This is a genomic window from Pseudonocardia sp. TMWB2A (assembly GCF_017312135.1).
On the sequence record NZ_QKQY01000002.1, the window covers coordinates 5,625,555 to 5,645,137 of the forward strand.

The following is a 19,583-nucleotide window of genomic DNA, read 5'->3' on the forward strand; positions in this document are numbered from 1 at the left end:
GGTCGGGGCCCGGCCCAGTCCGGCCGAGCCTCCTGGTGCGTTCCGTCGATCGGGTTCCCGACGCCTGAAGTGAATCGGTCCCGATCGCCGGAGACGTAACGGCTTACGTCCGTTCGCCGGATCGGTGGGGATTTCCCCCGCCAAGTCGCATGCGAGCGGTCACGACTGCGGTGACCGGGTCTGCAACGCCGGCTCCCGGTCGAGCACCGGGCCGGTCGGCAGCAGCTCCAGCAGCTGCTCGGGCACCGCGACGGCGCTGCCGCCCTGCATGCCGAGCGCGGTCAACGCCTCGTCGTCGGCGACCGGGAACCGCACCCCGATGTCGGTGACGAGGAACGCCGCTCCGGGCGCGGCTCCCGGCGCGGCCGCCACCCGGGCGAGCACCCCGGACGCGGCCGGGATGCCGATCCGGTCGGCCTGCAGCCCCGGGGTGTGCGTCCCGGCCGGGACGGTGGCCGCCGCGACGGCCGCCGCCGGCAGCGTCCCGATCCGCACCGGGGCGTCGGGATCGGCGACGTCGACCCGGACGCAGGGGATGTCCTCCTGATGGGTCACCACCAGCCGCGGCGGCACCGGGGGCAGGTCACGGCCCAGCTCCGGGCCGGCCGACCGCGGCACCGCCGCGATGTCGGCGGGCCCCACGCGGACCGTGCTGCCGCCACCCGACATCGCCAGCGCGGCCATCGTGCGGCTGAGCGGGGCGACGCCGTCGGCACGGACGAGGTAGAGGTCGTCGGAGGCGAGCGCGGGGTTGTCGACCTGGTACACCTGCCCGACCCGGCTGGGCCTCCCGGCGATGGTGGGCCCCGGCGCGCCGGGGGTGCCCATCGCCGGGACGCCCAGGTCCGGTCCGGCCGGGACCGCGGCCAGCCAGCCGGGCTGCACGGGTGCCGGGGCGACGTCGTCGTAGCCGAGGGCGGCGGCGACGCCCGCCCCGCCGAGCCGGTAGCGCCGGCCCTGCCAGACCAGGCTCTCCTGGCCGTCGGGGGTGGCGACGAGCAGCCCCTCGTCGTCCGCCGGCTCGGGACCGGCCGGGGCGCCGAGCAGCAGCGACAGCGTCGGCGGTCCGACCGTGCCCGCGGCCGGCGGGCTCGCGCACACCGTCCACGGGGACCGGTTCAGCGACGCCGCGGCGGGCACCGAGTCCGGCGCGTCGGGGATGCCGATCGGCGCCCCCACCGGGGTCCCGGCCAGCGACGCCGCCGACACCGACGTCGGTGCCGCGGTCGACCCGGTCGCCAGCCGTGCCGAGGCCAGATTGAGCACCGGGTGCAGCGTCCCGTTCAGGTAGACGAACCGGGCCCCGGAGGTCTTCTCCGTGACGATCGCGCCCGCCGTCCGCCACGAGGTGTTCCCACCCGGCTTGAACAGCCCGTACACGCCGAACCCGGCGCAGAGGACCGCGGCGACCAGCACCCCGATGGCGAACCCGGTGCTGAGCCGCCGCCCCGGCGGGCGGACGACGTCCGGCCGTCCGTGGGTGACCGCGGAGGTCATCCGCCCGACGACGTAGAAGTAGGCCTGGACCTGGTCCCGACGCGACTGCACCTGCTCAGCCCGCCAGTCCGCGCATCCAGGCGAACACGCCCAGCACCTGCAGCAGCAGCGGGAGCACCGCGACCGCCGTCAGCGACTCGACGATCTCGACGGCCCGCCCCCAGTACGGCCGCAGACGGTGGCCGGGCAGCCGCTCGGCCGCCACGGCGAGCAGGGCGCCCGCGGCGAGCACCGGCAGCCACAGCCCCAGCACCCGCGCGGTCGGCGACAGGACCGGGGCGACCCCGACCGCGCACACCACCAGCGCGGTGACCACCGGTGCGAGCACCGCCCACCGGGCCACCACGGAGTCCAGGTGCCGTGCGCGCAGCGCCATCAGCGCCGCGACGACGAGCACGAACACCACCGCCCAGACGGTGGCCTCGACGAGCACCAGGGGCAGCAGCACGAGCTGCGCCGCCCCCAGCCCGACGTGCAGGGCCGCGGTGTACCCGACCGTCGCGGTCCCCCGCTCGACGACGAGCGCGTAGGGCACCGGCTCGACGTCGTCGGAGAGCTGCTCGGGCTCCCCGGGCAGCAGCGGCAGCTGCAGGCCGGACAGCCGGAAGGCGGTGGAGGGGACGAACACCCCGGCCACCAGCGACAGCACCACCGCGATCGCCGCGGCCTTGGGCGCGGACACCCCGCCCAGCGCCCCGGCCAGGCCCGCCGCGGCCGTGACCAGGCCCGCCGTCGCGGCCCCGACGAACAGCAGCGCGCCGTCCGCGACGAGCGCCGTCCCGATGGCGAGCGCCATCAGGCCCAGCGCGGCCGCGCAGGCGACCACGGTCATCACCGGCGCGCCCGGCTCGATGAGGCGGATCAGCAGCACACCGGCGGTGGCGGCGTAGCAGACGGCGACGCCCGCCAGCCCGGCCGCGGGTACCGTCCCGACGCCACTGCGCGCGACCAGCCCCGCCGCTCCCAGCAGTACCACCGCGATGGCCCCGGCCAGCGCGAGCGCCAGCGCCGGGACGGTGACCTGCAGGACCAGCGGGACCCCGGTCAGCAGGGCGAGTGCCGCCAGGAGTCTGAGCATCGCCCGGGTCCGGCTGTCGTTCCACGACCAGGGATGGGTGCGGACCTGCTCGCCCACGCCGTCCACGACGTCGTCGTAGTCGATGGGGGCCAGCCCGTCGGCCCGTGGCCGGACGTGCACCACCTCCCCGTCGCGCAGGCCCAGCTCGCCGGTCGTGCGTTCCTCGTCGAACGGCGGGTCACCCAGCCGTTGCAGGACCCAGCCCTCGTGCTCGGCGCCCTGCTCGATCGCCTCGCCACCGAAGTGCGGCAGCACCGCGGGCAGCAGGTCGGCGAGCGGGACCTCGGCCGGCACCGTGATGTCCGCGGACTTCTCACCGAGGACGAAACGTAGCCGGGCCGAGCTGCGTGTGCGATGCTGGATCTGCTCTTGCGTCACGGTTCCTCGGGTCCTCTCCTGCCAGGGTGTCGACCACCGCGAACCGCCCGGAACGCTAGGTCCGCCCCCACGCACACGTGCGGCGCCGCGGCCCCGCCCGGGCTTTCCAGGGGAGATCACCCACGAAGGGGAAGCGCGTGAGCACCGAACTGTTCGCCCGACGGGCGCGCCGTCAGAAGCCCCCCGTGCCCGACGAGACCGTCGAGATCCAGGAGCCGCCCGCGGTTCCCGAGGAGTCGGGCGGGGGCATGAGCTCGGCGCTCATGTACGCGCCGATGGGTCTCGGCTCGCTGGCCATGGTGATGATGTTCGTCCGCCCCGGCGGCGGTCCGCTGATCTACGTCGGCGGCGGCCTGATGGTGCTCTCCGCCATGGGCATGATGCTGGTCGGGTTGCTGCGCAACTCCGTCAACCACAAGCAGAAGCTGCACGGGCTGCGCCGCGACTACGTCCGCTACCTCACCCAGCTGCGTGGCCGGGTCCGCCGCTCGCTGGCCGCCCAGCAGACGGCCGCGAAGTGGCTGCACCCCGATCCGCGCTCGCTGTGGTCGATCGCGCTGGGCTACCGGCTGTGGGAGCGCCGTCCCTCGCACGACGACTTCGGCGAGATCCGGATCGGGCTGGGGACCCGGCGCTCGTCGCTGGCGCTCAAGCCGCCGGAGACCAAGCCCGTGGAGGACCTGGAACCGCTGTCGGCGCACGCGCTCCGCCGCTTCCTGCGCGCCTACTCGACCGTCCCCAACGCCCCGATCGCCGTCTACGTCCGCGGGTTCGCCCAGATCCAGATGACCGGCGACGACGAGGCCGTCCTCGGCCTGGCCCGCGCGATGCTGGCCCAGCTCGTCACCGCGCACGGACCCGCCGACCTGCGGGTCGCGGTGGCCTGCAGCGACGAGAACCGGCACCGCTGGGACTGGTGCAAGTGGCTGCCGCACGGCCAGGACCCCGACGCCCCCGACGCCGCCGGTGCGCGGCGGATCGTGACCGACAGCCTGGCCGAGGCGGAGGACCTGCTCGGCGGTCCGGCGTTCGCCGGCCGCCCGCGGTTCGAGGCGGGGTCCCCGGTCACCGCGACCGAGCCGCTGGTCGTGCTGGTCCTCGACGGGGTCGGCGTGCACCCGGAGCACCGCTGCGTGCTGGAGGGCTACCGCAACACTGTGCTCCTGGACGTCGGCGGCTCGCTGCCGTGGACCCAGCGCGCCGACGCGCTGTTCCTGGAGGTCGACCCGGACGAGGTCCGCACCGTGGTCTTCGACCGGCTGGGCCGCCCGCGGCCGCGGCCGCTCTGCCGCCCGGACCGGCTGGGACCGGCCGGGGCCGCGGCGCTGGCCCGCACCGTGGCCCGGTTCCGGATCGGGACCGCGACCGGGACGACCGAGGAGCCGCTGGCCTCGGACTACGACCTCGCCGCGCTGCTCGGGCTCGGCGACGTCCGGACCTTCGACCCGGTCCGCTACCGCAGCGGCCGGGCGGGCGCCAAGCGACGGCTGCGGGTGCCGATCGGCATCTCCGCCGCCGGGGCACCGCTCGAGCTGGACCTCAAGGAGTCCGCCGAGGACGGCATGGGCCCGCACGGCATGTGCATCGGCGCGACCGGGTCGGGCAAGTCCGAGCTGCTGCGGACGCTGGTGCTCGCACTGGCGACGACGCACACCTCCGAGGACCTCAACTTCGTGCTCGTCGACTTCAAGGGCGGTGCCGCGTTCCTCGGGTTCGACGCGCTGCCCCACACCTCCGCGGTGATCACGAACCTGGAGGACGAGCTGGAGCTCGTCGACCGGATGCAGGACGCGCTGACCGGTGAGCTGAATCGCCGCCAGGAGCACCTGCGCCGGTTCGAGTACGCCTCGCGTCGCGACTACGAGGCCGCCCGCGCCGCCGGGGCGCCGCTGGAGCCGATGCCCGCGCTGCTCGTCGTCGTCGACGAGTTCAGCGAGATGCTGTCCTCCAAGCCGGAGTTCGTCGACGTGTTCGCCATGATCGGACGGCTGGGCCGCAGCCTCGGGGTGCACCTGCTGCTGGCCAGCCAGCGCCTCGACGAGGGAAGGATCTCCAAGGTCGAGACGCACCTGTCCTACCGGATCGGCCTGCGCACCTTCTCCGCCGGGGACAGCCGCAGCATCATCGGTGTCCCGGACGCCTACGAGCTGCCCTCCGCACCCGGCAACGGCTACCTGCGTCCGGACACCCAGACCCTGCTGCGGTTCAAGGGCGCCTACTCCTCGGCGACCTACCGCCCGGCCCGGCGGCGCCGGCGCCGCGACGACGTCGAGCAGCAGGTGGTGGCCTTCGGCACCGAGTACCTCCCGCCGCCGGCCCTCCCGGAGGCCGACGAACCGGAGCCCGAGGAGCCCACCGAGACCCGCGCCATGATCGACGTGCTGCTGGGGCGGCTGACCGGGATCGGGCCACGGGCCCACCAGGTGTGGCTGCCGCCGCTCGTCGTCCCGGCCGCGCTGGACCAGCTGCTCCCCCCGCTGGTCGACGACCCGGAGCTGGGGCTGCGCGCCGTCGGCGCCCTGGACTCGGGCACCCTGCGCGCCCCGGTCGGGCTGATCGACCTGCCGGCCCAGCAGCGGCGCGAGCTGCTGACCGCCGACCTGTCCGGGGCCGGCGGCAACGTCGGCGTCGTCGGCGGGCCGCAGACCGGCAAGTCCACCCTGCTGCGCACGGTGATCTCGTCGCTGGCGCTGACCCACTCCGCCGCGCAGGTGCAGTTCTACTGCCTCGACTTCGGCGGCACGCTGTCGTCGCTGTCCGGGCTGCCGCACATGGGCTCGGTCGCGAACCGGCTCGACCGGGACCGGGTCACCCGCACGGTGCTGGAGGTGACCAACCTGCTGGCCCGGCGGGAGGCCCTGTTCGCCGAGCACAACATCGACTCCATGGCGACCTACCGGCGGGCCCGGCGCGCTGGCCGCTTCCTCGACGAGGACCCCTACGGCGACGTCATGCTCGTCGTCGACGGCTGGTACACGGTCCGTCAGGACTACGACGAGCTGGAGGAGCGGTTCCAGGAGCTGGCCGCGCGCGGGCTCGGCTTCGGCATCCACCTGATCATCGCCTCCAACCGGTGGGCGGAGATGCGCCCCTGGCTGCGCGACGTCCTCGGCACGCGCTTCGAGCTGCGTCTGGGTGACCCGGTCGACTCCGAGGTCGGGAGCCGGGTGGCGGCGACCGTCCCGGAGGGACGGCCGGGGCGCGGTCTCACCCGCGACCGCCTGCACTTCCTGGCCGCGCTGCCCCGTATCGACGGGTCCGGTGCCACGGACGACCTGTCCGAGGCGACCGTCGAGCTCACCGAGGCCCTCACCACGCCCCGGGCACCGGTCGCCCCGCCGGTACGGCTGCTGCCCGGGCGGCTCGCGCCCGCGGACCTGCCCGCACCGACGGCGGTCAGCGCCACCGCCGAGATGCGGATGGCGCTGGGCGTCGAGGAGACCCGGCTCGGCGTGCAGTGGTGGGACCTCGACACCAGCCCGCACCTGCTGGTCTACGGCGACACCGAGACCGGGAAGACGGGTCTGCTGCGCCACATCGCGCGCAGCGTCGCCGCCCACCACACCCCCGACGACGTCCGGATCGTGTTCGGCGACGTGCGCCGCGAGCTCTACGACGCGGTGGGGCAGGAGTACCAGCAGGACTACTCGGTCGGCGTCGACGCCCTGACCACGGCGCTGCGGACGGTCGGGGAGACGCTGCGGGCCCGGGTCCCCGGACCGGACATCACCCCGGACCGGCTGCCGCGCCGGGACTGGTGGACCGGCCCGCGCTACTACGTGCTGGTCGACGACTTCGAGCTGATGGAGGGCGGGATGGGCGCCGGCGCGCTCGAGCCGCTGGTGCCGCTGCTCGCCCAGGGCGCCGACATCGGCCTGCACCTGGTGATCGCCCGCAGCACCGGTGGCGCGTCGCGGTCGATGATGAACGCCGGGATCCGGCGGATGTGGGAGCTGGGTTCGCCCGCGCTGCTGCTGTCCTGCCCGCGCGAGGAGGGGCGCTTCCTGGGGACGGTGCGGCCGCGCACCCTGCCGCCCGGGCGGGGTCAGTTCGTCGACCGCAGGCGGTCGGTGCGCCTGGTGCAGACACCCCGCACCGACGGCGGGTGACCGGCACGGTGCCGGCGTGGCGGGTACCGCGCCGGCACCCGGGTCAGCCGAGCTGGTTGGTCGCGAACAGCTCCGTGATGTGGCCGCCGAGCCGCTCCCAGTGCTGCCCCGACGAGGCCGCGGCGGCCGCGCCGTCGCCGGAGGCGCAGAGGTCCACGAACGCGTCGTGGTGCTCGATGGTGTTCCGGCCGCCCAGCAGCGTGGAGAACTTCCGGTAGAGGATCCGGTGGATCTGCGGGTGCAGCTGCTCGACGATCCGGGTCAGCGTCGGGTTGTCCGCGACGCGCAGCGGCACGCCGTGGAAGCGGTCGTCGGCGTCGAGGGCGGCGTCGGTGTCGTCGGTGTCCACCGCGCGCTCGAAGTCGCGGTTGGCCGCACGCATCTCCTCGAGGTCGGCCGCGGTCATCCGGGGTACCGCCGTGCCGACGGCCAGGGTGTCCAGCGACCTCAGCACCGCCAGCGCGCGCTCGGCGTCGGTCCGGTCCAGCGGGGTGATGCGGGTGTAGACACCGGGCTTGGCCTCGACCAGCCCGGTGTCCGCCAACCGGTTGAGCGCCTCCCGCACCGGGGTCCGGCTCAGGCCGAACCGCTCGGCGAGCTCGGTGTCGCGGACCTTCTCCCCCGGCGCCAGCTCGAAGTGGACGATGGCGTCGCGCAGCCGCGCGAACACCTCGTCACTGAGCAGGCGACGCGGGACGGGAACGATCTGCATGCAGCACACAGTATATCAACAGCACGTTAAATCGGTGCCGTCAGCGCCACCATCGCCCGGGCCAGGATCCGTGCCGGGTCCAGCAGCGGCACCGTGACGTCGGTCGTGGCCAGGCACAGCGGGATCTCCGTGCACCCGGCCACGACCGCCTCCGCACCGGCCCGGGCGAGCCGGTCGGCGACCGCGGCCAGGGCCGCGGTCTCGGCCGCACCGCGACGACCGGCCTTGATCGACAGGATCGCCGTCATCACGGCCCGCTGGTCGCGGGCGTCGGGCACGATCACCTCGACCCCCCTGCGGTGCAGCCAGTCCTGGTAGAGCCCGGTCCCGACGGTCCCGTCGGTCGCGAGCAGGCCCGCGCACCGGACGGGTGGCGCCGCGCCGGCGAGGGACCGGGCGACCTCGTCGATCATGTGGACGACCGGGACGTCGACGTACTGCAGCAGCGCCGGCACGAACGCGTGGGCGGTGTTGCAGGGGATGGCGATGTGCGTCGCGCCTGCCTCCTGCAGCTTCTCCGCACCCGCGCGCAGCCAGGGCAGCGGGTCGGGGCCACGCCCCTGCAGGCTCTCGGTCCGGTCGGGCACCGTCGGGTCGGACCAGATGACGACCCGACGGTGCTCCTGGTCCCGCGACGCGGGGGTCGCGTCCACGAGCTTGGTGTAGAAGTCCGCGGTGGCCGCGGGGCCCATGCCGCCCAGGATCCCGATCACCGGGACGTCCGGCGCGCCGGGCCCGGCCGGGCCCCGCGCCGCGACCGGAGCCGGGGCGGTCCCCGGCCCGGTCGCGCGCGGGGCGCGTTCCGGGGCGATCATCAGCGCTGCGCCCCCTGGGTCGCGTCGACCCGCTCGTCCGGGGCGGGTGCCCCCGCACGGTCCGCCGTGACCGGCGACGGGCGCCCTTCGTCGGCCCCGGCCGGTGCCGACGGTGCGGGTCCGCCGGCAGCGACCCCCGGGGACCCGTCGGCCGGGTCGGCGTCGGCCGCGGCGGCCGCGTCGAGGTCGGCGGGCAGCGGCTCACCGCGGCGGCGGGCGCCCCGGATCTCCGACTTGTCGATGACGGCGGCGGCCAGCGAGTTGCCGACGACGTTCACCCCGGTACGGGCCATGTCGACGATGAAGTCGACGCCCAGCAGGAGCGCCACGCCCTCGGGCGGCAGCCCGATCGTCGTGCTCGCGGCGAGCAGCACGACCACCGACGCGGAGGCGACCCCGGCCATGCCCTTCGACAGCACGACGAGCACGCCGACCATCAGCAGCAGGCTGCCCCAGGAGGTGTCGAGACCGAAGGCGTTCGCGATGAACACGAGGGCGACGGCCTGGTAGAGCACCGACCCGTCGGTGTTGAAGGAGTAGCCCAGCGGGACCACGAACGACGAGGTCGAGCGGCTCACCCCGAACTTCTCGAGCCGGCCCAGCAGCGGCGCCAGCACCGCCTCCGAGCTGCGGGTGACGAACGCCAGCCCGGCCAGGTCGCCGATCGAGCGCAGCATCGCGACGTAGCGGACGCCGTAGATCGCCGCGATGACCGGGAAGACGACACCGAGGACGAGGATCAGCCCCAGGTAGACCACGCCCACGAAGCCGAGCAGGCTCACCAGGTTGCCGAAGCCGTAGTGCGCGACGTCGTAGGCGATGAACCCGAGCACGCCCAGCGGCGCGAACGCGATGACGTAGCCGACGACCTTGAACATGGCCCCGGCGAAGGAGTCGAGGACGTCGTTGACCGGCTGTGCCTTCTCCCCGAGCGCGGCCAGTGCGATGCCCACCAGCGTCGCGAACACGATGACGCCGAGCAGGTTGCCCTCGGCGAACGCCTGGAACACGTTCTTGGGGATCGCGTGCAGGAGCAGCTCGTGGAAGTCCACGCCCTGCTGGAGGTTGCCCACCGCGGCCGCGTCGCCACCCGAGGTAGGGGCGCCGACGCCGAGGTCGAACGCCTTCGCCAGGCCGACCGCGAGCAGCAGGATGACCGTGGTGACGATCTCGAAGTAGAGGATCGACTTGCCGGCGATGCGGCCGACCTTCTTGACCGACTCCATCCGCGAGATGCCCAGCACGATCAGCGGGAACACCAGGGGGACGACGACCATCTGGACCGCGTTCAGGAACGCGTCACCGAGGATCTTCAACCCCTCGCCGACGACGGGGAACGCCCAGCCGATCGCCGCTCCGAGGGCGACCGCGATCAGCGACTGGACACCGATCGGGTAGCGCCAGAACCGCCAGTGCACGCGCGCGGCCACGGAGCCGCGGCCGGCACGGGGCTGCGGTGGTTCCTGGGGCGTCGACGGCGTCGGGGACACGGCCATTGTGACTCCTCGCTGTTGTTTGCGTGCAGTATATTGCACTCTGAGCTTTGCGCTTCGCATCCAACATTGAGTAGTCTGGCAGCCGTTGTCAAGAGTGGGGAGCAGCCATGAACGCGATGACGCGTACGGAGGGGGATTCCCTCGGCACGGTCGAGGTGCCCGCGGACGCCTACTGGGGGGTGCACACCGCACGGGCGGTCGCCAACTTCGCCGTGACCGGCGAGACGGTCGGTGGTTTCCCCCGGCTGGTGCAGGCCCTGGCCGCGGTGAAGGAGGCGGCCGCCCTGGCCAACCGGGACCTCGGGCGGCTGAACGGGCGCCGGGCCGACGCGATCGTCGCGGCCTGCCGGGAGCTGCGCGCGGGCGCACTGGCCGACCAGTTCCCGATCGACCCGATCCAGGGCGGGGCGGGGACCTCGACCAACATGAACGCCAACGAGGTCGTCGCGAACCGGGCCCTGGAGCTGCTCGGGCACGCCCGGGGCGACTACGCCGAGCTGGACCCGCTGACGCACGTCAACCTGGGCCAGTCGACCAACGACGTCTACCCGACGGCGATCCGGCTGTGCATCCTGACCCACCTGCACGAGCTGGTCGCCGGTCTGGAGCACCTCGCCGCGGCGTTCGCGCGCAAGTCCGAGGAGTTCCACGACGTCGTCAAGATGGGGCGCACCCAGCTCCAGGACGCGGTCCCGATGACGCTGGGCCAGGAGTTCCACACCTACACCACGATGCTGCGCGAGGACTGTGCGCGGCTGCGTGAGGCGGCCGCCCTGCTGTGCGAGAGCAACCTCGGCGGCACGGCGATCGGGACCGGTATCAACGGCCACCCCGACTACGCCCGGGTGGCCTGCGCGCACCTGCGCGACATCACCGGTGAGGAGGTCGTCCCGGCGGGCGACCCCATCGAGGCGACCCAGGACTGTGGGGCGTTCGTGCAGGTCTCCGGCGTCCTGAAGCGGGTCGCGGTGAAGCTGTCCAAGGTCTGCAACGATCTGCGCCTGACCTCGTCGGGCCCGTCGGTCGGGTTCGCCGAGATCAACCTGCCGCCGGCCCAGGCCGGGTCGTCGATCATGCCGGGGAAGGTCAACCCGGTCATCCCCGAGATGGTCAACCAGGTGGCGTTCGAGGTCATCGGCAACGACCTGACCGTCACCATGGCCGCCGAGGCCGGCCAGCTGCAGCTCAACGCCTTCGAACCGATCATCGTCTACGGGCTGATGCGGTCGACCTCGCACCTGGAGGCCGCGGCGCGGACGCTGGCGGACCGCTGCGTCGACGGGATCACCGCGAACCGTGAGCACCTGGAGCAGGGCGTGCGCGGGTCGGTCGGGATCGTCACGGCGCTGTCCCCCGCGCTGGGGTACGCCACGAGTGCGGAGATCGCGAAGGAGTCGCTGGCCACCGGACGCCCGGTCGGCGACATCGCGGTGGCCCGGGGGCTGCTCGACGCCACGCGGGTCGACGAGCTGCTCTCCCCCGCCGCGCTCACCGGGCTGGCCGCCCCGGCCCGGTCGCTGCCGCGGGACCTGGACGCCGCCCTCCACTGACCGCCGCTCCGGCACGGGCCGGGACCGGTTCATCCGGCCCGGATGCCGGAGGGCCGCTCCGGCACACCGCCGTCGTCCGTCGCAGCACCCGCGACCGCCTCGGCCGGGGTGGGCCCGCGGATCTCGACCCGCCGGGGCGGGGACCACCCGCGACGGTGCCCGGCCGGGCCCAGCCGGACCAGCAGCACGACCACCGCGGCCGTGCCGGCGGCGGCGAGCACGCTGAGCACCGCCGTCAGCGGCCCCCACGACGGGGCGACCGGATCGGGTGCACGGACCGGCGGGGCGACGACGGCGGCCTCCCGCCCCGTCCCCTCCTCGGGCAGCACCGCGGTGACGGCGTCGACCGGGTTCACGGTGCCCCAGCCGAGTGCCGGGTCGGGGAGCGGGACCGCGGGGTGCGTCGCGGTCGCCTCCAGCCGGTGCTTGACCTGGTCGGCCCGCAGGTCGGGCCGGTAGGCGCGGACCAGTGCGGCGGTACCCGCCACGAACGGCGCCGCGTAGCTGGTGCCGCTGCCCTGCCAGTGGCCCGGCCCGCCCGGGCCGATGCTGACGACGTCGCTGCCCGGGCCGACCAGCGACAGGTACGGGCCGGTCTGGGAGAAGTCGGCGCGCCCGCCCTCGGCGTCGACGGCACCGACCGCGATCACCGTCGGGTAGGAGGCCGGGTAGGTGACGGGATCACCCGTGCGCGCCCCGTTGGCGGCCGAGGCGACCACGACGACGTCGCGGGCGGCGGCGTGCGCCACCGCCTCGGCGAGCCCGGCGTCCGGGATGCTGGTGCTGGCCGACACGTTGATCACGCGAGCGCCCTCGTCCACGGCGCGGCGGATGCCCGCGGTCAGGGACGCGGCGGTCACCCGGCCGGCGTCGCCGTCCGCGTCCGGGACCGTGACCCGGATCGGCAGCAGGGTCGCGTCGGGGGCGATCCCGGCGAACCCGCTGCCCTCGACCGGCTGCGCGGCGATGATGCCGCCGACGAAGGTCCCGTGGCCGTAGCAGTCGCTGTCCGCCGGGCCGGGCGACACCACGTCGGCACCCGGGAGCACGTGCGCGCCCGCGAGCTGCGGGGTCCGGGCGTCGACGCCGGTGTCGACGACGGCGACGACCACCCCCGCACCCCGGGTCACCGGCCACACGCGCTGCGGCGCGAGCTGGCGTTGTGCCCAGGGCAGCGTCGGTTCGGTCACCGTCGGCGGGGGCAGACAGCCCGGCGGGACCGCCGGGGCGGCGAGGGCCGGTGGGGCGGCCGTCAGCAGCGTGACGAGCGCGGCCGCACCGAGCGCCACGGCCCGGCCGGCGGCGCGGGACCTCGCCCGTCTCACGACGCGGCGGCCGAGTCGCCGGTCGCGCCCGCGTCGACCGTGAGGAGCGGGACGGTGAGGCGCCGGACGACGTCCGGGTCCTCCACCGTCCGCAGCACCATCCGGCGTCGCCGCTCCAGGGCCCGTTCCAGCCTGGCCAGTGCCGCCTGGTCGCGTTCGCCGAGCCCGCCGGAGCCCTCGCCCTCGTCGGCGCCGAGCTCCCGGACGAGCAGGGCGAGGCGCGGTGCCACCGGCCCGCCGTCGACGTCCTCGGGCGCGGGCGCGTCCCGCACCCCGATCGTCCGGAACCGGGTACCGGCCGGGAAGACGACCTCCGCGACGGGGCGGCCCGCGACGAGCTCGCTCGTGCGGCGGGCCGTCATGGGCCAGATCAGGACGTCGTAGCCGGCGTCGGGGACGGTGACGTCGAGCTCGCCGGCCGCGCTGAGGAAACCCGGCTCGGCGAGTGTCCCGCCCACTACGGTGTGGTCCGGCGGCGGTTCCGGCGCCCGACCCTGACGCAGCACCGGGCGACGGTGCGTCGGGAGGCGACGCAGCCCGGAGACCAGACAGGCCAGCTGCCCCTCGGGCAGGTCGCGGCCGCCGGACCGGACGCCCTCGTTGACCGGGCCGCCGCCACGCTCGCCGTCGCCGAGGTGCAGGCACACCGCGGCCAGGTCGGTCTTCACCCCGGACGTGTCCCCGGTGCGCAGCGACGGCCAGGAGGCCAGCGCTGCGTTCACCGTCGCGAGGGCCTCGGTGTACAGGTCCCCGGCGGCGGCGACGAACCGTTCGCGTTCCTTGCCGGTGCTGGGCCGGTCGTCGACGACGAGCGGCGGACCCGCGTCCGCGGCCCCCGTGGTGGCCGCGGGGTCCGTGCTCCCGGGGCCGTGGTCCCCGGTGACGGGGCCGACCGGCCCGGCGTCGGCGGCCGGTCCCGGCGGGGTGACGTCGGCGTCCGGTGGCGGGACCGCACCGCCGGTCGGGCCGTCAGCGGTGTCCCCCGGCTCCGGTGCGTCGTCGACGGCCGGATTCTCGCCGGGGGTCGGCGGTTCCGCGACGGCCGGGACCGGCACCGCGGGCACCGCCGACTCGACCCGCAGGTCCGGCACGGTGGTGTCCCAGCTCGCCGGGGCCGGCCGGGGCAGCAGCCCGAGCGACACGGCGCGCTCGGCGTCCTCCGGGGTGGCCCAGACCCCGCGGAGCCGGACCCGGTGACGGGCACGGCGCTCGTCGTCGAGGGAGTCGACGAGCGAGCGGGCGGCGGCGAGGAGCGCGGCCCCGACGGGCTCGCCGTCGTGGCCGAGGTGGAGGGTCCAGACCGCCGGGTCGTACGGGTCGGGCGGCACCGGCCCGGCCTCCCCGGCGCCGAGGACCAGGCCCGACGGGACGACGGTGGCGACGACGTCGTCGCGGACGTAACTGCACCCCCGTGCGTCCCACCCGGCCGGGGGGAGGCCCACCGACAGCACGTCCTGCCCCCCGTCGGAGCGCTGGCGCAGCACCGTCGGGAACGGACGCATCCGGGTCTCCCGCCCGGGTTCGACGACGAAGGTCTCCACCCCCGACGCCGTCCGCAGTGCGACACCGGTGCCCAGGGCGAAGTCCGCGCCGATCGCCTCGCCGATCGCCGCCGGGAACCCGTCGGTGAGCACGGCGGGGGTGAGCGGCGCGACCAGCACGGGGCACCCGGAGGTGATCGTGCGCGCGGCGCCGGCGATCGCCTCCGGCGTCGGGACAGGGCCGGTGCCGCCGACGAGCAGCTGCACGAAGCGACGGTCGAGAACGGCACGCAGCGCCACGTCGTCGTTCTCGGTGCCCTCCTCCGGGGCGGGCAGGCCGCGGACCGCGAGCCCGCCCGGGACCGGCTCGACGGCCGCTCCCCCGACGACCGCGGGCTCGTCGGGGAGCGCCCCCTCCCAGTCCGGGCGCGGGAAGCGCGTGCCGTGTGCCTGCGGTGGTGATCCCGGTGCGAAGCGCACCCAGCCCGTCCCGCCGACCGTGGGACCGGTGAGGATGCCGGACCCGACGGAGAACCGCATGGCCCCCGACGGGGCGACGAGCGCGACACCGGTGGCGTCGGTGACCTGCTGCAGCCTGGCACCCAGGGCGGCGATGTCGGTGACGGCCAGCCACAGCTCGCCGTCGGCGCCCGCGGGGCCGGTCACGACCTCGTGCAGCAGCCGGAGGAGCTCCCCCGCGAGTCCCGGCCTGCGGTAGGCGGTCCCGACCAGCATGGCGACCGGCGGACCCGACGAGCCCAGGCTGGACAGGAACCCGCGCTCCCGGGACGCCTCCGTCCCGTCGGCGATCAGGACGTGCGGCCCGACCCGGGTTGCGACCAGGGGGGCCACGACGGACTCGGCCCGCGCGTCGGTCACCGGTCCCACCTCGCTCTCCTCGGGCACGCGTCCACCGCCCCCGGCGGGACGGACCCGATCCACCGTCGATCATGGCCGCGCCGGGCACGCGGTTCGGCCCGGTGCTCCGTGCGCACACCGAACACGGGGGTTTCCCCCGTCGGCCGCGGGGATCAGCTGTCGAAACCGTCGGTGATCCGGGCGGCGAGCAGGAGAACCGCGTCGACGGTGGCCGGCGCCAGCCGGGACAGGTCGATCCGGCCCCCGTGCGCGAGGTGCTGGTCGAACGGCAGCTCCACGACGGCGCGGACACGGGACTCGAAGTGCCTGCGGACCAGGTCCCGGTCGATCTCCCGGCTCCACCGGTCCTGGGACAGGACGACGACGGCCTGCTCGGCGAGGGCGGAGAACCCGTGCCCGTGCAGCCAGTCCAGGGTCCTCGACGCCCGGGTCGCCCCGTCGACGGTCGGGGTCCCGACGACGACGAGCGCGTCCGCCAGCGTCAGCGTCCCCTCCATCGCCGAGTGCACGAGGCCGGTCCCCGAGTCGGTGACGAGCACGTTGGCGAACCGGCCGATCAGCCCGCAGACCGCCTCGTACTCCTCCCGGCTGAACGACTCCCCCGCCGCCGGGTCCTGCTCCGAGGCGATGACCCGCAGGCGTCCGGCCAGGCTGCTGAAGCGGTCGAGATCGTGGACCGACGACGCGTGTGCGGCCCCCGCGAGCAGCTCGCGGACCGTCGCGGACGTGTCGCCGGTGAGCCGGTCGGCCAGGGTGCCCGCGTCGGGGTTGGCGTCGAGGGCGACGATCCGGTCGCCGCGGTTCTCCGCCAGGACCAGCCCCAGCAACGCCGACACGGTCGTCTTGCCGACGCCGCCCTTGATCGAGGCGACCGCGATCCGCCGGACCCCGGCCAGCGGTCGGCGGATCTGCTGGATGAGCTCCTGGCGGGCGAGCTGGGCCGGGGACGGCCCGGGGTTGTAGCGGCCCGCGGTGACGGCGTAGACGCCGCGCCGCCAGCCGTGCATCGGTTGGTCCCCGGCATAGCGGATGGGCGCGTTCGGCGCGACGGGCCGGACCGGGCCGGCGCGCTCGGCCGGGAGCGGGACCGGCGCGGGCCGCGGGCCGGCGGGCGGTGCGGACCGGCGCGGCCGGGGCGGAGCGTCCGGGTGCTGCGGCGCGTCCGGGCGCTGTGCAGTGTCCGGGCGCGGCGGAGCGTCCGGGTGCTGCGGCGCGGCGGGCGGTCGCCCGGCGCCCGGTCCGGGCGGAGGTCCGCCCGGCGGCGAGGCGGGTGGCCGGGACGGCGGGTGCCCCCGCCCGCGGGGCGGTGTCGGTCGGTCGGCTCCGCCACGGGGCACCGGACCGGTCGCGGAGCCGGTGCCCACCGGTGGGGCGGCCCTCCCGGCGGCCGGGGTGGGGCGGCCCGTGACCACCGGGATCGCCGTCGTGGCCGGGGGTGCGGTCTCCCCGGCGGTCCCGGTCGTCCCGGTCCTCCCGGTGGTCCCGGTCCTCTCGGTGCTCCCGGGCGTCCCGGCCTTCTCGGTGCTCCCGGGCGTCCCGGCCTTCTCGGTGCTCCCGGGCGTCCCGGCCTTCTCGGTGCTCCCGGGCGTCCCGGCCTTCTCGGTCGTCCCGGACCTCTCGGTGGTCCCGGACCTCCCGTCGGACGGGTCCGGGCCGTCGGACGCGGGCCGGTCGCCGGGCGACGGCGTGGGTCCGGTGCCGGTCGTGCCGGCGACGCCGGGCGGCGCACCGGTGGTCTCCCCGGTCGCCCGTCCCACCCGCCCGGTGGACGTCGCGGGTGCCGCCGGCGGGGTCACCCGCAGGGCGCGGGTCTGGGGGTCGGCCGCGCTCGCGGGTCCCGACGGCCCGGTGGGCCCGGCCGTCGCGGCCGTGTCCCGGACCGGCGCCCCGGTGTCGGCAGCGCCTCCCCGGTCGCGGGCCGGTGACACCGGGACCGACGCCGGCGGCTCCGCGGGCGATGCGGGTCCGGCAGCCGGCGCCGGGCGCGGCGACGACGTCCGCGCCGGGAGCGGCGCGGGAGCCGGGGACGGCGTCGGACCTGCGGACGGCGTCGGAGCCGGGGACGACCGGACCGGCGGCTCCGGCTCCGGACCGGTCCCCGGAGCCGGACGGTGGGGCTGCCCGGCATCCTCCGTGGACCGCTCCGGGCGCCCCGCGTCCCAGGTCACCGTCCAGTCGACGGGGACCCACTCGTCGGTGGCGTCACCCGTCGCCGGGTCCTGCGACGTCCGGTCCTGCACAGTCCGGCCTCCGTCCTCAGCCGACCGACACCTCGGTCGACCTCACCGACGAGGGGTCGACCGGCTCGTCCAGGGAGACGGTCACCGAGGAACCACTGATCGTCTTCGTCGCGGACGTGCCGCCGTCCTCGGTGTTCACGGTGACGTGGGCGGTCCGGCCCGAGCAGTGCTCGTCGAAGCCGGAGATGCGCACGGTCGTCACCTGGCCCTCGTCGTTCTGCTTCACCGAGACCGACAGCGACGACGCGTCGGTCGAGCACTGCTCCGAGGCCTTCTGCTCCTCCTCGGCCCGCTGCCGCTCGGCACGCTCCGCGGCCGCCCGCCGTTCGGTCGCCCGCTGCTCGGCCGCCTCGCGCTCCGCCGCCTTCTGCTCGGCCCGGCGCTCGGCGGCCTTCTGCTCGGCGGCTTCCTGCTCGGCCGCCTTGCGCTCGGCGGCCTTCCGCTCTGCGGCCTTCTGCTCCGCGGCCTTCCGCTCGGCGACCCGCTGCTCGGCCGCCTGCCGCTCCGCGGCCTGCTGCTGGGCGGCCTGCTGCTGGGCCGCCATGAACTCGGCCACCCGCTGCTCGATCGCGCCGTCCGACGCCTCCTCGGCACGCGGGAGGTCGGACGAGTCCCGGCCGGTCGTGTCCGGGGTGGTCTCCTCCGGGACGGTCCGGCTCGGCGCCGCGTCGCCCGCGGCGGAGCCGGTGGCGGTCCGGGCGGACGTGTCGTCCGCGCCGACCCGGCGCTCGGGCTGCCCGGCGACGGCCGCCCCGCGGGACGGCGCCTGCGCGAGCAGCTCGGGCAGCCGCCCGCGCTCGGTCGCGCCGGTCGTCATCCGCGCGATCCACTGGTCGGCGAGCGAGAGCGCCTCCCGCTCGGAGACCCCCTCGGGAGCGGCGGCCACCGGAGCGGACTGCGGCGTGCCCGCGGCGGCGAGCGCCTCCTGCACTGCCGGTGCGGTCGGCGCCGGCGCGGTCTCCTCGGGGGCGGTCTGCGCCGGGGCGGTCTGCTCGGGCGCCGTCTGTTCGGGAGCCGTCTGCTCGGGGGCCGTCTGCTCGGGTGCGGTCTGCGCCGGTCCGGACTGCTGCGTGCCCTCGGCCACGAGCTCCTCCGTCTGCTGCGCGGGGCCGCTCGACGCCGGGGTCTCGGCCGGGGCCAGCACACCCAGCGCCGTGAGGGCCTCGGCGACCTCCTCCTGCCGGTCGGTGCGGGTCGGCAGGTCGGCGGAGCCCTCGGAGGTCGCGGAGCGGGACTCCTCGGACGGCCGGTCACCCGTGACCAGGGACGTGACGGGCGCGGCGGCGGAGTCCACGGTCTCCACGGGCCGTTCGAGCGTCGTCGTGACGGACCTGCCGACGGTGTCGGTGGCCTCTCCGGCCGACTCGGCCACCGGGGTCACGACCTCCCGCACGGGGGCGGCGGGCACCGGCAGCGAGACCGGGGCCGCCGCCACGGGTGCCGGCAGCGCGACGGGGGCCGCGGGCACCGGTGCGGCCGCCACGACCGGACCGAGCACGGACGGCGCCGGGGGAACCGCCGGCAGCAGCGCCTCGGGGGCCACGACCTCCGGCTCGGCCACACCGACGCCGTCGAGCGACGGCAACTTCGGCCCGGCCGCGGCCGACGGGGACGGCGCGGACTCCGGCGCGGACTCCGGGGCGGCGTCGCGCGATGCCAGGATCTCCGCGTCGTCCGGCTGCCGCGCCTCGTTCCGCTGTCCCGCGGCCCAGGCGGCCCACTCCTCGGTGGAGCCGGTGGCCTTCCCCGCCGGCGCACCGGCCATGGCCGCCCCGAACACCCCGACGGCGGTGAGCGCGGTCAGTCCTGCGACCAGTGACTGCCGCGGGGCCGCAGAGCGGCGCTGGGGCCGCGTGGGGTCGTCGCGTCGGGGAGCCGACATCGTGCACCTTCCGTCCGGTCGTCGTGCCGGCCGGGTTCTCCGGCCCACAGCTGATCACGACCATCGCGTGCGACCGGCCCAGACGTACGTCGCGAAGGCGGCGAACGGCCCATCCGAGGGGGATCCCTCGCCAACCGGCGG

Annotated in this window: 11 protein-coding genes; 2 read left to right on the plus strand and 9 right to left on the minus strand. The window is 75.8% G+C overall.

Annotated elements, in window-relative coordinates; translation table 11 throughout:
• Positions 1 to 159 precede the first annotated feature (159 nt).
• Positions 160 to 1,548, minus strand: a complete 1,389-nt coding sequence (gene eccB / locus DMP17_RS40810; RefSeq protein ID WP_226367437.1) for a type VII secretion protein EccB — start codon at positions 1,546 to 1,548, stop codon at positions 160 to 162.
• A gap of 4 nt (positions 1,549 to 1,552) precedes the next feature.
• Entirely contained in the window at positions 1,553 to 2,953 is a 1,401-nt protein-coding gene (eccD, locus tag DMP17_RS40815) for a type VII secretion integral membrane protein EccD (RefSeq protein WP_226350125.1), read from the minus strand.
• Between the two features lie 137 nt (positions 2,954 to 3,090).
• Between eccD and eccCa the strand changes: the two genes are divergently transcribed.
• Positions 3,091 to 7,062, plus strand: a complete 3,972-nt coding sequence (gene eccCa / locus DMP17_RS40820) for a type VII secretion protein EccCa (RefSeq protein ID WP_337832349.1) — start codon at positions 3,091 to 3,093, stop codon at positions 7,060 to 7,062.
• Positions 7,063 to 7,105: 43 nt separating this feature from the next.
• Here eccCa and DMP17_RS40825 read toward each other — a convergent pair whose 3' ends face one another.
• The 3 genes from DMP17_RS40825 to DMP17_RS40835 are packed head-to-tail and all read right to left on the minus strand — an operon-like array spanning position 7,106 to position 10,085.
• Positions 7,106 to 7,774 carry a GntR family transcriptional regulator gene (locus tag DMP17_RS40825; protein WP_226350123.1) on the minus strand — a complete coding sequence of 223 codons (669 nt, stop codon included), beginning with the start codon at positions 7,772 to 7,774 and terminating at the stop codon, positions 7,106 to 7,108.
• 26 nt (positions 7,775 to 7,800) lie between these two features.
• Entirely contained in the window at positions 7,801 to 8,589 is a 789-nt protein-coding gene (locus DMP17_RS40830; RefSeq protein WP_226350122.1) for an aspartate/glutamate racemase family protein, read from the minus strand.
• On the minus strand, positions 8,589 to 10,085 hold the full coding sequence (locus DMP17_RS40835) for a dicarboxylate/amino acid:cation symporter (protein ID WP_337832350.1): 1,497 nt from the start codon (positions 10,083 to 10,085) through the stop codon (positions 8,589 to 8,591). The genes DMP17_RS40830 and DMP17_RS40835 overlap by 1 nt, the downstream gene beginning before the upstream one ends.
• Before the next feature lie 116 nt (positions 10,086 to 10,201).
• Here DMP17_RS40835 and DMP17_RS40840 point away from each other — a divergent pair, with 116 nt between their 5' ends.
• Positions 10,202 to 11,635 carry an aspartate ammonia-lyase gene (locus DMP17_RS40840; protein ID WP_337832801.1) on the plus strand — a complete coding sequence of 478 codons (1,434 nt, stop codon included), beginning with the start codon at positions 10,202 to 10,204 and terminating at the stop codon, positions 11,633 to 11,635.
• Between the two features lie 29 nt (positions 11,636 to 11,664).
• Here DMP17_RS40840 and mycP read toward each other — a convergent pair whose 3' ends face one another.
• The 4 genes from mycP to DMP17_RS40860 form a co-directional block, all read right to left on the minus strand.
• Positions 11,665 to 12,960, minus strand: a complete 1,296-nt coding sequence (gene mycP, locus DMP17_RS40845; protein ID WP_226350120.1) for a type VII secretion-associated serine protease mycosin — start codon at positions 12,958 to 12,960, stop codon at positions 11,665 to 11,667.
• A complete protein-coding gene (locus DMP17_RS40850; RefSeq protein WP_337832351.1) occupies positions 12,957 to 15,320 on the minus strand; it encodes a hypothetical protein in 2,364 nt (787 codons plus the stop codon). Before DMP17_RS40850 ends, mycP begins: the two co-directional genes overlap by 4 nt.
• A gap of 152 nt (positions 15,321 to 15,472) precedes the next feature.
• Positions 15,473 to 17,560 (minus strand): MinD/ParA family ATP-binding protein, encoded by a 2,088-nt coding sequence (locus DMP17_RS40855; RefSeq protein WP_337832352.1) that lies wholly within the window; start codon positions 17,558 to 17,560, stop codon positions 15,473 to 15,475.
• A 16-nt stretch (positions 17,561 to 17,576) separates the two neighbouring features.
• Positions 17,577 to 19,442, minus strand: coding sequence for a hypothetical protein (locus DMP17_RS40860; RefSeq protein ID WP_337832353.1), 1,866 nt, complete (start codon positions 19,440 to 19,442; stop codon positions 17,577 to 17,579).
• Between the last annotated feature and the right edge of the window lie 141 nt (positions 19,443 to 19,583).

Excerpts from the sequence above, each read along its gene's own strand:
- DMP17_RS40830 (WP_226350122.1), bottom strand. The coding sequence starts at position 8,589 with ATGATCGCCCCGGAACGCGCCCCGCGCGCGACCGGGCCGGGGACCGCC.
- DMP17_RS40835 (WP_337832350.1), bottom strand. The coding sequence starts at position 10,085 with ATGGCCGTGTCCCCGACGCCGTCGACGCCCCAGGAACCACCGCAGCCC.
- DMP17_RS40840 (WP_337832801.1), top strand. The coding sequence starts at position 10,202 with ATGACGCGTACGGAGGGGGATTCCCTCGGCACGGTCGAGGTGCCCGCG.
- DMP17_RS40825 (WP_226350123.1), bottom strand. The coding sequence starts at position 7,774 with ATGCAGATCGTTCCCGTCCCGCGTCGCCTGCTCAGTGACGAGGTGTTC.
- DMP17_RS40860 (WP_337832353.1), bottom strand. The coding sequence starts at position 19,442 with ATGTCGGCTCCCCGACGCGACGACCCCACGCGGCCCCAGCGCCGCTCT.